Annotated in this window: 12 protein-coding genes and 1 pseudogene; 4 read left to right on the top strand and 9 right to left on the bottom strand. The window is 73.3% G+C overall.

Features of this window, described 5'->3' with window-relative positions:
* Nucleotides 1-1178 precede the first annotated feature (1178 nt).
* From ACH414_RS10580 to rimP, 8 genes and pseudogenes are all read right to left on the bottom strand, one after another.
* Nucleotides 1179-1622, bottom strand: a pseudogene (locus tag ACH414_RS10580) (serine protease); the annotation flags it as partial.
* A 209-nt stretch (nucleotides 1623-1831) separates the two neighbouring features.
* Nucleotides 1832-2731 carry a tRNA pseudouridine(55) synthase TruB gene (gene truB / locus ACH414_RS10575; RefSeq protein ID WP_382547859.1) on the bottom strand — a complete coding sequence of 300 codons (900 nt, stop codon included), beginning with the start codon at nucleotides 2729-2731 and terminating at the stop codon, nucleotides 1832-1834.
* Nucleotides 2728-3168, bottom strand: a complete 441-nt coding sequence (rbfA, locus tag ACH414_RS10570) for a 30S ribosome-binding factor RbfA (RefSeq protein WP_382547861.1) — start codon at nucleotides 3166-3168, stop codon at nucleotides 2728-2730. The genes truB and rbfA overlap by 4 nt, the downstream gene beginning before the upstream one ends.
* Before the next feature lie 36 nt (nucleotides 3169-3204).
* The gene (locus tag ACH414_RS10565) at nucleotides 3205-3498 is read right to left on the bottom strand and encodes a DUF503 domain-containing protein (RefSeq protein WP_382547863.1); all 294 of its coding nucleotides are present in this window, start codon (nucleotides 3496-3498) and stop codon (nucleotides 3205-3207) included.
* 137 nt (nucleotides 3499-3635) lie between these two features.
* Nucleotides 3636-6725 (bottom strand): translation initiation factor IF-2, encoded by a 3090-nt coding sequence (gene infB / locus ACH414_RS10560; RefSeq protein ID WP_382547865.1) that lies wholly within the window; start codon nucleotides 6723-6725, stop codon nucleotides 3636-3638.
* 145 nt (nucleotides 6726-6870) lie between these two features.
* Complete coding sequence (locus tag ACH414_RS10555) at nucleotides 6871-7152, bottom strand: YlxR family protein (RefSeq protein WP_382547867.1); 282 nt, start codon at nucleotides 7150-7152, stop codon at nucleotides 6871-6873.
* A gap of 74 nt (nucleotides 7153-7226) precedes the next feature.
* The gene (nusA, locus tag ACH414_RS10550; RefSeq protein ID WP_382547869.1) at nucleotides 7227-8222 is read right to left on the bottom strand and encodes a transcription termination factor NusA; all 996 of its coding nucleotides are present in this window, start codon (nucleotides 8220-8222) and stop codon (nucleotides 7227-7229) included.
* 2 nt (nucleotides 8223-8224) lie between these two features.
* Nucleotides 8225-8722, bottom strand: a complete 498-nt coding sequence (rimP, locus tag ACH414_RS10545) for a ribosome maturation factor RimP (protein ID WP_382547871.1) — start codon at nucleotides 8720-8722, stop codon at nucleotides 8225-8227.
* 156 nt (nucleotides 8723-8878) lie between these two features.
* Between rimP and ACH414_RS10540 the strand changes: the two genes are divergently transcribed.
* Genes ACH414_RS10540 through ACH414_RS10525 form a run of 4 tightly spaced genes read left to right on the top strand, consistent with a single transcriptional unit; the run spans nucleotide 8879 to nucleotide 11745 of the window.
* Nucleotides 8879-9421 (top strand): hypothetical protein, encoded by a 543-nt coding sequence (locus ACH414_RS10540; protein WP_382547873.1) that lies wholly within the window; start codon nucleotides 8879-8881, stop codon nucleotides 9419-9421.
* Nucleotides 9418-9834: a ferritin-like domain-containing protein gene (locus ACH414_RS10535; protein ID WP_382547874.1), complete on the top strand. Its 417-nt coding sequence runs from the start codon at nucleotides 9418-9420 to the stop codon at nucleotides 9832-9834. Before ACH414_RS10540 ends, ACH414_RS10535 begins: the two co-directional genes overlap by 4 nt.
* A 41-nt stretch (nucleotides 9835-9875) precedes the next feature.
* The gene (locus tag ACH414_RS10530; RefSeq protein WP_398941480.1) at nucleotides 9876-10760 is read left to right on the top strand and encodes an aminoglycoside phosphotransferase family protein; all 885 of its coding nucleotides are present in this window, start codon (nucleotides 9876-9878) and stop codon (nucleotides 10758-10760) included.
* 40 nt (nucleotides 10761-10800) lie between these two features.
* Nucleotides 10801-11745 (top strand): slipin family protein, encoded by a 945-nt coding sequence (locus ACH414_RS10525; RefSeq protein ID WP_398941479.1) that lies wholly within the window; start codon nucleotides 10801-10803, stop codon nucleotides 11743-11745.
* 88 nt (nucleotides 11746-11833) lie between these two features.
* On the opposite strand, the gene ACH414_RS10520 is transcribed toward ACH414_RS10525, so the two are convergent.
* A complete protein-coding gene (locus ACH414_RS10520; RefSeq protein ID WP_382547880.1) occupies nucleotides 11834-13534 on the bottom strand; it encodes a proline--tRNA ligase in 1701 nt (566 codons plus the stop codon).
* Nucleotides 13535-13595: the final 61 nt, after the last annotated feature.

The raw sequence follows: 13595 nt of genomic DNA, 5'->3' as shown, positions 1-13595 counted from the left end.
TGGGCGCCCTGCAGCCAGTCGGCCAGCTCCTCGTGGGCGAAGCGGTAGCCGCCGCCCGCCGGGACCAGCAGGGCCTCGGTGAGGACCGCGGAGGCCCATCCCGTGCCCCAGGGGAACAGCTCCTCGAAGGACTCGCGGTCCAGTTCGCCCTGGCCGGGGCCGAGGCAGCGGCGGGCGGCCTCGTGGACGTGGCCGCTGACGCGGGCGGCGAGCCTGCGCACGCCCGTCCCGCGCACCACGGGCCGGGTGCCCGCGGCGATCCGGACGGCGACGCGCAGGCACATCAGGGCCAGGTGGGCGGCGAAGACCTCGTCCCGGCCCGGGCGGCCGGGCGCCTCGCCCCGGGTGGCGGCGCGCACCTCGCCGAGGAGCCGCAGGGCCAGCGGGTGCCGGGCGTCCTCGGCGGCGATCCCGTCGTCGGGCACCCCGTGGCGGCGCCGGGCCTCGCGGGCCGCGTCCTCGGAGAGCTCGCCGAGGACGACGGTCCGCGGCGCCGTCGCGTACAGCGGCCCGGCCTGTTCCCAGTGCTCCGGGCGGCAGGCGGTGACGAGACGGGCCCCGTGGGTGGCGAGCCACTCCTCGGTGGCGGCGGTCCAGGGGCCGAGGCGGTGCGCGAGGAGCGGCGGCATCTCCTCGGGGCCGTCGAGGAGGACCAGGAGCGGGCGGCGGGCGGCGCGGGCGAGGGCGGCGGCCTGCTCGGGGGTGGCGCCGGCGGGGTCGCCCGGGGCTCCGGAGGCCGCGGCGACCCGCCCGGCCCGGTGCAGGGCGCGGCCGACGGCGTCGGCGACGGAACGGTCGTCGGAGCGCAGGTCGGCACCGCGCAGCCAGACGGTGGGCGCGGGGTCCTGGCCGCGGGCGCGCTGGGCGGCGAGGCCCGCGAGGGCGGTGCTGCGGCCGGTGCCGGGGGTGCCGACGACGGCGAGGACGAGGGCCTGGCCGTCGTCGTGGAGCCGGGCGGCGGGCGGGTGCTCCTCGCGGGAGCCGGTGGTGGTGGCCGTCAGCTCCAGGACCCCGGCCAGGTTGAGGTCCCGGCCGTAGGCGGGGACGGTGGCGGCGTTGCGGCGCAGCAGGGCCGCCAGCGGACCGCCGGGCGCCGGCAGCGGCGGGGCGGGGATCGGCAGGGCGTGGCCCGCCGCCCGCCGGTCGCCGTGCAGGGCGGTGCCGAGGACGGCGAGGACGGCGCCGGTGGCGGGGTCGAGGACGGGGCCTCCGGCCGCGGGCCCCCGGGCGTGCAGCGCCTCGGCGCCCTCGGTGCCGATGGCCAGTTCGAGGGCGGGGCCGGCCGTGCCGCCGAGGACGCGCGCCTCGCGCCAGCCGTGCGCCGCGATCCGTACGTACGTGCCGGGCTCGATGCCCTGCCGGAAGGCCAGCGGCAGCGGGCGGGCGGTCAGCCCCGGGGCGCGGACGAGGGCGAGCCCGCTGTCGGGCAGCAGGGTGAGGTCGGCGGGGCCGATCCGGCGGCTGCGGCCGTCGGGGGTGCGCAGCTGCAGGGCGGCGCGGCCCTCGACCACCTCGTGGCCGGTGAGGACGGTGCCCTGGTGGTCGGCGAGGAATCCGGTGCCGCACGGGCGGCCGGCCGGATCCTCGATCCGCACCAGCTCCGCCAGGTCCCCGCTCCCCATGGTCCGACGGTAGGTGGGCGGTGATCACCGGGAAAAGCGCGTGCGCGAACGCGCCCCCTCGCGCTCCCCCTGTTCGCTCCGAGCGCCTGCCCAAAGGGGTGAATGCGCGATCACCGGCGGGACAGGAACCCCGCGGAGGGGGATCGTGGGGCGGGCACGCGCGCGTGCCCGCCCCACCGTGAACGATCCGGCTCGGCCGGACGATCGGCTCAGCCGAAGACGGCCAGGCTCTTCGCCTTGCCCCGCTGCGCCTCGACGAGCGCGAGCAGCCGCCCCTCGGGCCCGAAGACCGCGACCGGTCCGGCCGGGTACTCCGGCATCTCCAGACGCACGCCGTTCAGCAGCAGCCTGGCCCGCTTCTCGTCGACGTCCCAGCGCGGGAACGCCGCCGCGGCCGCGTCGGCGACCGGCATGACCGTGAGCTCCTCCTGGAGCTGGTCCAGGGTGCGCGCGGTGTCCAGCTTGTACGGGCCGACCCGGGTGCGGCGCAGCGCGGTCAGATGCCCGCCCACGCCGAGCCCGGCGCCCAGGTCGCGGGCGAGCGCCCGGATGTACGTGCCGGAGGAGCAGACGACGGAGACCACCAGGTCCACGACCGGGGTGCCGTCCTCCGCGGTGTCCTCGCGCACGTCGTACACGCGGAAGGAGGAGACGGTGACCGGACGGGCCGGGATCTCGAACTCCTCGCCGCCGCGCACCCGCGCGTAGGACCGCTTGCCGTCGATCTTGATCGCGGAGACCTTCGACGGCACCTGCATGATGTCGCCGGTGAGCTCCGCGACCCCCGCGTCGATCTGCTCGCGGGTGACCTTCGACGCGTCGACCGACGCCGTGATCTCGCCCTCGGCGTCGTCGGTGATCGTGGTCTGCCCGAGGCGGATGGTGCCCAGGTACTCCTTCTCGGTCAGCGCGAGGTGACCGAGAAGCTTGGTCGCCCGCTCCACGCCGAGGACGAGGACGCCCGTGGCCATGGGGTCGAGCGTGCCGGCGTGGCCGACGCGGCGGGTCTTGGCGATCCCCCGCATCTTGGCCACGACGTCGTGCGAAGTGAAGCCCGACGGCTTGTCGACGATGACAAGGCCGTCGGGCGTGGAGGGTGTCTTGCTCATTCGGCGGTGTCGTCCTCGCCCTGCTTCTTGTACGGGTCGGCGTCACCGGCGAAGGTGGCGCCCGAGGACGCGTCGCGCACCTTGGCGTCCGAGGCACGCGCCCGGTCGAGGAGGTCCTCGATGTTCCGGGCGGTCTCCGGGAGGGCGTCGGCCACGAAGGTGAGCGTCGGGGTGAACTTGGTGCCCGCGGCCCGGCCGACGGCCGAACGCAGGATGCCCTTGGCGCTCTCCAGGCCGGCGGCGGCGCTGGCGCGCTCCTCCTCGTCCCCGTAGACCGTGTAGAAGACCGTGGCCTCCCGCAGGTCACCGGTGACGCGGGTGTCCGTGATGGTCACGTGCGTACCCAGGCGCGGGTCCTTGATGCCGCGCTGCAGCTTCTCGGCGACCACCTCCCGGATGAGGTCCGCCAGCTTCTTCGCCCGCGCGTTGTCGGCCACTGGTCCTTCTCCTCTTTCTTGCTTTGCTTGCTGAGTTCAGTCTTCGTCGGTGTGGAGCCTGCGTCGAACCGACAGCAGTTCCACCTCCGGACGGGCGGCGACCAGGCGCTCGCACCGGTCCAGCACCTCGCTGAGGTGCCCCGGGTCCCCCGACACCATCGCGACGCCGATCTCGGCCCGCCGGTGGAGGTTCTGGCCCGACACCTCCGCCACGCTCACGGAGAACTTCCGCTGGAGCTCGGCGACGATCGGCTTGACGACGGAGCGCTTCTCCTTCAGCGACCGTACGTCGCCGAGGAGCAGATCGAAGGACAGCGTCCCCACATACATGTAAGCCCGGATGTCCCGCCGGTTCGGGTTCGTGGCCCCGCCAACCGCTTGGCAGGGACATCAGAACCGTACACGCAACGGCCGGGGCCGATCGACGGAATTCCTTCCGCCGACCGGCCCCGGTTCAACGCTGTACGTCAGACGCGCGGCTTCTCGCGCATCTCGTACGTCGCGATGACGTCGTCGATCTTGATGTCGTTGAAGTTTCCGAGGTTGATACCACCCTCGAAGCCCTCGCGGATCTCGGTGACGTCGTCCTTGAAGCGGCGCAGACCCTCGATGTTGAGGTTCTCCGCGATGACCTTGCCGTCGCGGATGAGGCGCGCCTTGGTGTTGCGCTTGACCTCGCCCGAGCGGATGAGGACACCGGCGATGTTGCCCAGCTTGGACGAGCGGAAGACCTCGCGGATCTCCGCCGTACCGAGCTCGACCTCTTCGTACTCCGGCTTGAGGAGGCCCTTGAGCGCCGCCTCGATCTCCTCGATCGCCTGGTAGATGACCGAGTAGTACCGGACGTCGACGCCCTCGCGCTCCGCCATCTGCGCGGCACGGCCGGCCGCGCGGACGTTGTAGCCGATGACGATGGCGTCGGAGCCCATGGCCAGGTCGATGTCGGACTCGGTGACCGCACCCACACCGCGGTGCAGGATGCGGATGTCGACCTCTTCGCCGACGTCGAGCTGGAGCAGCGAGGACTCGAGAGCCTCGACCGCACCGGACGCGTCGCCCTTGATGATGAGGTTGAGTTCCTGGACCAGACCGGCCTTGAGCACCTTGTCGAGGTCCTCGAGGGACACCCGGCGGACGCGCTTGGCGAAGGCGGCGTTGCGCTCACGCGCGGCGCGCTTCTCGGCGATCTGGCGGGCCGTGCGGTCCTCGTCGACGACGAGGAAGTTGTCGCCGGCGCCCGGAACGTTGGTCAGACCGAGGACCAGGACCGGAGTCGACGGGGTCGCCTCCTCGACGTTGTTGCCCTTGTCGTCGAGCATCGCCCGGACGCGGCCGTACGCGTCGCCGACGACCATCGTGTCGCCGATGCGCAGCGTTCCGCGCTGGACGAGGACGGTCGAGACGGCACCGCGACCACGGTCGAGGTGGGACTCGATCGCAATACCCTGCGCGTCCTGGTTCGGGTTGGCCCGCAGGTCGAGCGAGGCGTCGGCGGTGAGGACCACGGCCTCCAGCAGGGAGTCGATGTGCAGACCCTGCTTGGCGGAGATGTCGACGAACATGGTGTCGCCGCCGTACTCCTCGGCCACCAGACCGAACTCGGTCAGCTGACCACGGACCTTGACCGGGTCCGCGCCCTCGACGTCGATCTTGTTGACCGCGACGACGATCGGGACGCCGGCGGCCTTGGCGTGGTTGAGCGCCTCGATCGTCTGCGGCATGACGCCGTCGTTGGCCGCGACCACGAGGATCGCGATGTCGGTCGACTTCGCACCACGGGCACGCATGGCGGTGAACGCCTCGTGACCCGGGGTGTCGATGAAGGTGATGCGACGCTCTTCGCCGTTGACCTCGGTACCGACCTGGTAGGCACCGATGTGCTGGGTGATGCCACCGGCCTCGCCCGCGACCACGTTGGTCTTGCGGATCGCGTCGAGGAGTCGGGTCTTACCGTGGTCGACGTGACCCATGACGGTCACGACCGGCGGACGGGACACGAGCGCCTCTTCGCCGCCCTCGTCCTCGCCGAACTCGATGTCGAAGGACTCGAGCAGCTCACGGTCCTCCTCCTCCGGCGAGACGATCTGAACGGTGTAGTTCATCTCGTCGCCGAGGAGCTGCAGCGTCTCGTCGGAGACGGACTGCGTGGCCGTGACCATCTCGCCGAGGTTCATCATGACCGCGACGAGCGACGCCGGGTTGGCGCCGATCTTCTCCGCGAAGTCGGTGAGGGACGCACCGCGCGACAGGCGAATGGTCTCGCCGTTGCCGCGAGGCAGCATCACGCCGCCCACGGACGGGGCCTGCATGGCCTCGTACTCCTGGCGCCTCTGACGCTTCGACTTGCGACCACGACGCGCGGGACCGCCGGGACGACCGAAGGCGCCCTGCGTGCCACCACGGCCACCGGGGCCGCCGGGACGACCGCCGAAGCCACCGGGACGACCGCCGAAGCCGCCGCCACCACCGGGACCACCCGGACGGCCGCCGCCGCCACCGGGACCACCGGGACGGCCGGCGAAGCCGCCGCCGCCACCGCCGGGACCGGCCGGACGGCCGGCGAAGCCGGGACGACCGCCGCCGCCACCGCCGCCACCGGGACGACCGCCGGGGCCACCCGGGCCACGGCCGCCGGGGCCCGGACGCGGGCCGGCAGCGGGACGCTGCGGCATCATGCCGGGGTTCGGACGGTTACCGCCGGGCGCGCCGCCCGGACGGGGAGCCTGCGGACGGGGCATGCCACCCGGGGTCGGGCGAGCGGCGCCGCCCTGCGGACGCGGGGCGCCGGGCACGGAGCCGGGACCCTGCGGGCGCGGGGCGCCCGGAGCGGCACCGGGGCCGCCGGGACGGGGGGCACCGCCACCCGGACGGGGCGCCTGCGGGCGCGCCATGCCGGTGGAGCCGCCGGAGGTGAAGGGGTTGTTGCCCGGACGCGGGCCTGCCGGGCGACCGCCCGGACGCGGGGCCTGCTGGCCGGGGCGCGGGGCCTGCTGACCCGGACGCGGCGCCTGCTGGCCCGGACGGGCAGCGGCGGGACGCGGGCCGGGGGTGGCACCACCGGGACGCTGACCGGCGGCCGGAGCCGACGGGGTCGTCGGGGGCGCCGTGAACTCCGGGGTGGTCGGAGCCGGCGCGGCGGGCGCGGGCTTCGGGGCCGGCTTCGGACCCGGACGCGGGCCCGACGCGGCCGGAGCCGGAGAGGGGGTGCTGCCGGTGGGCGCGGCCGGGGTGGCCGGCGCCGCGGGCGCGGCGGGGGCCGGCTTGGGGGCCGGGGCGCCGGGCTTGGGGGCAGCAGGACGAGCCGCGGCCGCCGGAGACGGCGCCGCGGGCTTTGCGGGGGAGGGCGCCGCCTTGCGGGGCGCGCCGGGCTTGGCAGCGGTCTTGCCGGCGTTGCCGCCGGGACCCTGCAAAGCGTCAGTCAACTTGCGCACGACCGGCGCCTCGATCGTCGAGGACGCCGAACGGACGAATTCACCGAGTTCTTGGAGCTTGGCCATGACGACCTTGCTCTCCACACCGAACTCCTTGGCGAGTTCGTATACCCGGACCTTAGCCACTTCGCTCCTTTTAGGTCCGGTTACCGCCGGACCGTCGCTACTTCATGGGCGTACTCATCGCGTACTCATCGAGTGCTCATCGCAATCTCGACCTACTTCCAACTCGCGAGGTACCTGACCGCACGGGGTTCCGTGCCGTACTTCTTCACTGCGGTGCCACCCGCTCGACGTCGTGGCGCAGTGCCACGGTGTCGAGCGGTCCTTGGGCCCTGAAGGCCCTGGGAAACGCCCGGCGGCGGACCGCCAGGTCGAGACAGACCACGGCGGGGTGCAGATACGCACCCCGGCCGGGCAGCGTACCGCGATGATCGGGGACGCACTCGTCCTTATTCACCACGATCCGCAGCAGGTCGCTCTTGGCCGCTCGCTCCCGGCATCCCACACAGGTTCGCTCAGGGCACGCGCGGGCATGCGTCCGGCCAGACACGATTAAGTCTACCTCCCCGTACCGACCTCACCCGTTTGGGGCAAAAATCGAACAGCTGTTGGCCAAAATCGATCTCAGTCCTGCGGACCCGAGACCTCGGTGTCCGGACGGATGTCGATCCGCCAGCCGGTGAGCCGCGCGGCCAGACGGGCGTTCTGCCCCTCCTTGCCGATCGCCAGCGACAGCTGGTAGTCGGGCACCGTCACCCGGGCCGAGCGGGCGGCCAGGTCGACGATCTCGACCTTGGAGACCCGCGCCGGGGAGAGCGCGTTCGCCACCATCTCGGCCGGGTCGTCCGACCAGTCGACGATGTCGATCTTCTCGCCGAGCAGCTCGGCCATCACGTTGCGCACCCGGCTGCCCATCGGGCCGATGCAGGCGCCCTTGGCGTTCAGGCCCGAACGGGTGGAACGGACGGCGATCTTGGTGCGGTGACCGGCCTCGCGGGCGATGGCCGCGATCTCGACGGAGCCGTCGGCGATCTCCGGCACCTCGAGGGCGAAGAGCTTCTTCACCAGATTGGGGTGGGTGCGCGAGAGGGTGACGGACGGACCGCGGACACCCTTCGCCACCCGGACGACGTACGTGCGCAGGCGCAGACCGTGCGTGTAGTCCTCGCCCGGCACCTGCTCCTGCACCGGAAGGATGGCCTCCAGCTTGTCGTCCAGCTTGACGAGGACGTTCTTCGGGTCCTTGCCCTGCTGCACCTGGCCGGCCACGATGTCGCCCTCGCGGCGGGCGTACTCGCCGAAGGTGACGTCGTTCTCGGCGTCGCGCAGGCGCTGCTGGATGACCTGGCGGGCGGTGCTCGCCGCGATCCGGCCGAAGTCCGACGGCGTGTCGTCGAACTCCTTGGGCTGCTGGCCCTCCTCCAGGTCGGCCGGGTCTTCCTTCGCCCACACCGTCACGTGACCGGTGTGCCGGTCCAGCTCCACGCGGGCGTGACGCCGGGCGGAGGGGGTGCGGTGATAGGCGATGAGGAGGGCCGACTCGATCGCCTCGACCAGCATCTCGAAGGAGATTTCCTTCTCCTGTGCCAAGCCCTTCAGGAGCTTCACGTCGATGTCCACGGCTACGCCTCCTCTTCCTTCTTGTCCTTGCGGTTGAACTCGATCTCGACACGCGCCTTGGCGATCTCGGAGAACTCGATCCGGCGGGCGGTGGCCTTGCGGCCCTTCACGCCCGGCACCTCGGTGTCCAGGCCGTCCTCGTCCACGGCGAGGATGCGGGTGACCAGCTCGCCCCCCTCGGTGAGGTTGAGCTTCACCAGGCGGCCGGTGGCGCGCACGTAGTGGCGGTGCTGGGTGAGCGGACGGTCGGCGCCGGGGGAGCTGACTTCGAGGACGTACTCGCCCTCGCCCATCGCGTCCGTCTCGTCGAGCTTCTCGGAGATGACGCGGCTCAGCTCGGCGCAGGCGTCGAGCTCGACGCCCTCGTCCGAGTCGACGATGACCCTCAGCAGTCCGCGGCGGCCGGCCCGGGACACCTCGATCTCCTCGAGGTCGAGGTCCTTCGCGTGAACGAGCGGCTCCAGAAGACCGCGCAGCCGTTCGCTCTGGGTGGTGCTCATCCGGGTGACTCCTCGGCCGCGTGTGCTGTTGTGGGTTCGTCGCGTGTCAGATCAAAGGGTATCCGGTCCAGGAGGGTGTTGCCGTCCACGGGGCCGGGGGCCGCGGGTACGCTCGCCTGCGGTGATCTTCGAAAACCTGAGCGTGAGGGAGACGGTGTGACGACCATCGGCAGGCGCGCGCTCCTGACGGCGGGCGCGGGGGGCGCCGCGGCGGCGCTCGCCGGCTGCACCTCCGCCGGGGACGGGCGCCCGAAGCCGCCGAGCGCGGCGGAGCGGGCGGCGCGCGCCGAGGCCGCGCTGCGCGCCCGCTCCGCCGCCACCGGGCGCACCCTGCTCGGGCGGTACGACGCGGTGCTCGCCGCGCACCCCTCACTGGCGGACCGGCTGGCGCCGCTGCGGGCCTCGGTGGCGGCCCATGTGAAGGCCCTGGGCGAGGGCGTGGCGCCCCCCGCCGCGGGCCCCACGCCGTCGGCCGCGCCCCCGGCGTCCGGCACTCCGGCCCCCTCCCCCACGCCCGTGGCCGTGCCCGCGGATCCGGCGGCCGCGCTCACCGGGCTGGCCGCGGCCGAACGGGCGACGGCGGACACCCACACGGCCACCCTCGTGTCGGCTCCGCCCGAATACGCCCGGCTGCTCGCCTCCGTCGCCGCCGCCGGCGCGGCCCACGCCTATCTGCTGACCGAAGGGGGCCGGGCATGACCGCGCTCGACGCGGCCCAGGCCGCACTCGCCGCCGAGCACGCCGCCGTGTACGGGTACGGGGTCGTCGGCGCCCGCGTCGCCGAGGCCCGGCGCGCCGAGGCCACCGCCGCGTACGAGGGCCACCGCGCCCGCCGGGACGCGCTGCGGCGCACCGTCCGCGACCTGGGCGGCGACCCGGTCGCGGCGGCCGCGGCCTACGAGCTGCCCTTCACCGTGCCGGACCCCGCCGCGGCCGTACGCCTCGCGGCCGTCCTGGAGGACCGGGTGGCCGGCGTCTACTCCGATCTGGTCCGCTCCGCCGAGGGCCCGCTGCGCCGGGAGGCCGCGACGGCCCTGCGCGAGGCGGCGGTCCGCGCCGTCCGCTGGCGCGGCAGCGACGTAACCTTTCCTGGGCTCGCGGAACGGGCCTAGTCCCTTTCCGGCACCGAGGAAACGAAGGAAACAAGGCGCGTATGGGTTTCGAACCGCCGCAGCGGCTGGTGCGGGCGCTCGGCGAGGCGTACGGGGAGGCCGGCGCGGCCGAGTGGCTCGGGGAGCTTCCCGAGCTGGCCCGGGACGCCCTGGAGCAGGCCGGTCTGGTCGCCGAACGGGTGATGGCCCCGGGCGGTCGGAGCAGCCTCGTCGTCCTCGTCCCGGGGGCCGCGGTGAAGCTCGCGCCCCGCGCCGCCCGTCCGGACCTGGAGCGGGACGCGCTCGCGCACTGGGACGGCTGGGGCGCGGCGCGACTGCTCGGCGGGACGGATCACGGCGGTCTGGTCCTGGAGCGGCTGCACCCGGAGGTCTCCCTGCGCTCGCTGCCGGAGGCGAAGGCGCTGCTGGAGGCGGCCGGGACCGTACGCCGGCTGTGGGTCGAGCCGCCCGCGGGCCACGGCTTCGAGTCGGTCGCCGAGCGGACCGGGCGGCAGGCCGCCGCCATGGCCGCGCACGCGGCGGACGAGGAGGCCGGCGCCCTGGTGGCCGCGGCGCTCGCGGCCCGCGAGGAGCTGCTGGCGGGCGAGGCCGAGACGCTGCTGCTGCACGGCTGCTTCCGCCAGGGCAAGGTGCTGGCCGGCGACCGGGCGCCCTGGCTCGCCGTCGGCCCCGAGCCGCTGGTGGGCGAGCGCGCCTACGACCTGGCGCGGCTGGTGCGGGACCGGGTGGAGGACCTGGTGGCCGCGTCGTCCGGGGCGTCGGCGGCCCGCCGACGGGTGAACAGGCTGGCGGACTCCCTGGAGCTGGACCGGGAGCGGCTGCGCGGCTGGACGCTGTTCCGCGCGGTGGAGTCCGCGACCCGCGCGCGCGAGGCGGGGCGGACGGCGGACGCGGAACTGCTGCTCGAGTTCGCGGGCTGGCTGTAGGGGAATACCCTTTTTGTAACCCTTCCTCAGGGGGCCCGTCATGATCCAAGAGGTGTTGGTGGCGGCCGCGGGGGCGGCAGCGGCGACCGCGGTGTACGCGGGGGCCGCGGCACGGGTCGTGAAGCAGTACGAGCGCGGCGTGGTGTTCCGCTTCGGCCGGCTCGTCTCAGGGGTGCGGCAGCCTGGTTTCACCATGATCGTTCCGATGGTCGACCGGCTGCACAAGGTCAACATGCAGATCGTCACCATGCCCGTGCCGGCCCAGGAGGGCATCACCCGGGACAACGTCACGGTGCGGGTCGACGCGGTCGTCTACTTCAAGGTGGTGGACCCGGCGGACGCGCTGGTGCGGGTGGAGGACTACAAGTTCGCCGTCTCGCAGATGGCGCAGACCTCGCTGCGCTCGATCATCGGCAAGAGCGACCTCGACGACCTGCTGTCCAACCGGGAGAAGCTCAACCAGGGCCTGGAACTGATGCTGGACAGCCCCGCGATGGGCTGGGGCGTCGCGATCGACCGGGTGGAGATCAAGGACGTCTCGCTGCCGGAGACGATGAAGCGTTCGATGGCCCGGCAGGCGGAGGCGGACCGGGAGCGGCGGGCGCGGCTGATCAACGCGGACGCGGAACTGCAGGCGTCCAAGAAGCTGGCGGAGGCGGCGCACCAGATGGAGGACGCCCCGTCGGCGCTGCAACTGCGGCTGCTGCAGACGGTGATGGCGGTGGCCGCCGAGAAGAACTCGACGCTGGTCCTGCCGATCCCGGTCGAACTGCTCCGCTTCCTGGAGCGCGCGGCACCGGAGCACCCGGCCCCGGGGCATTCGACGGCCCATCCGGGCGCGGTCGTGCCGCCGCACTCCGACGCCTATCTGACGGGAGTGGCACACGCGGAGGAGGCGATCGAGGACCTGACGGGGGCGTCGGTGGACCCGGCGCCACGGGATTCAGACGCCGAGGGGGCCGACGGCTTCAGCGAGGGGTCCTGACGGCTTCCGTGAGGACCTGACGGCTCCCGGCACAGGACGGTGCCCCCTCCCCCGGACGGAACCGGGAGAGGGGGCACGCGCACACGCGTCAGGCGGAGAGGCGCGCGATCGCCTCGTCGACCGGGAGCTCCTCGCGCTCGCCGGTGCGGCGGTCCTTCAGTTCGACGACGCCTTCGCCCGCGCGGCGGCCGGCGACCAGGATCTTCGGGACGCCCATGAGCTCGGCGTCGGTGAACTTGACGCCCGGGGAGACGCCCGCGCGGTCGTCGACCAGCACGCGCAGGCCCGCGGCGGCGAGCTTGTCGGAGACCTCCAGGGCCAGCTCGGTCTGCAGCGCCTTGCCGGCGGCGACGACGTGGACGTCGGCCGGGGCGACCTCGGCCGGCCAGCACAGGCCCTTGTCGTCGGCGGTCTGCTCGGCGAGCGCGGCGACGGCGCGGGAGACGCCGATGCCGTAGGAGCCCATGGTCACGCGGACCGGCTTGCCGTTCTGGCCGAGGACGTCGAGCTTGAGCGCGTCGGCGTACTTGCGGCCCAGCTGGAAGATGTGGCCGATCTCGATCGCGCGGTCCAGCTTCAGGCCGGTGCCGCACTTGGGGCAGGGGTCGCCCTCCTGGACGACGACGACGTCGACGTACTCCTCGACCTCGAAGTCACGGCCCGCGACGACGTTCTTGGTGTGGGTGCCGGCCTTGTTCGCACCGGTGATCCAGGAGGTGCCGGGGGCCACGCGCGGGTCGGCGATGTACTTCACCTTGTCGAGCCCCTGCGGGCCCACGTAGCCGCGGACCAGGTCGGTGCGCTCGGCGAAGTCGGTCTCGGTGACCATCTCGACGGTCGCGGGCGCGAAGTGCGCCTCGACCTTGTCCAGGTCGACCTCGCGGTCGCCGGGGACGCCGACCGCGACGATCTCGCCGTCGACCTTCACCAGGAGGTTCTTGAGGGTCGCGGAGGCCGGGACGCCGAGGGAGGCCGCCAGGGTCTCGATCGTCGGGGTGTCGGGGGTGGGGATCTCCTCGGCGGCCGGGACGGCGGAGCCGTCGACCGGCGTCAGGGCGTAGGTGATCGCCTCCGTGTTCGCGGCGAAGTCGCAGTTCGGGCAGTCGGCGAAGGTGTCCTCGCCGGCCTCGGCCGGGGCGAGGAACTCCTCGGACTTGGAGCCGCCCATCGCGCCCGCGGTCGCGGCGCAGATCCGGTAGTCGAGGCCGAGGCGCTCGAAGACCCGCTGGTAGGCCTGGCGGTGCAGGGCGTAGGAGTGGGCCAGGCCCTCGTCCTCGGTGTCGAAGGAGTACGAGTCCTTCATGAGGAACTCGCGGCCGCGCAGGATGCCGGCGCGGGGGCGGGCCTCGTCGCGGAACTTGTTCTGGATCTGGTACAGGATGACCGGCAGGTCCTTGTAGGAGGACGCCTGGTCCTTCACCAGGAGGGTGAAGATCTCCTCGTGGGTCGGGCCGAGGAGGTAGTCGCCGCCCTTGCGGTCCTGCAGGCGGAACAGCTCGGCACCGTACTCGTCCCAGCGGCCGGTCGCCTCGTAGGGCTCGCGGGGCAGCAGGGCCGGGAGGGAGACCTCCTGGGCGCCGATGGCGTCCATCTCCTCGCGGACGATGCGCTCGACGTTGGCGAGGACCTTCTTGCCGAGGGGCAGCCAGCTCCAGATGCCGGCGGCGGTGCGGCGGACGTAGCCGGCGCGGACGAGGAGCTTGTGGCTGAGGACCTCGGCGTCCGCCGGGTCGTCGCGCAGCGTCTTCGCCATCAACTTCGACATGCGCTGGACCGGTGCGTTGGCCATGGTTCTCGTACTCCTGCCGGATAACTGTTGGTGCCTAGGAGGTTATCCGGGGGGAGCCGGG

Origin of the sequence: Streptomyces sp. NPDC020422, assembly GCF_044386705.1 — a bacterium.
Lineage (GTDB): Bacteria > Actinomycetota > Actinomycetes > Streptomycetales > Streptomycetaceae > Streptomyces.
Note: the sequence above shows the minus strand (reverse complement) of the source record. Positions and strands in the feature narration are given on the sequence as shown.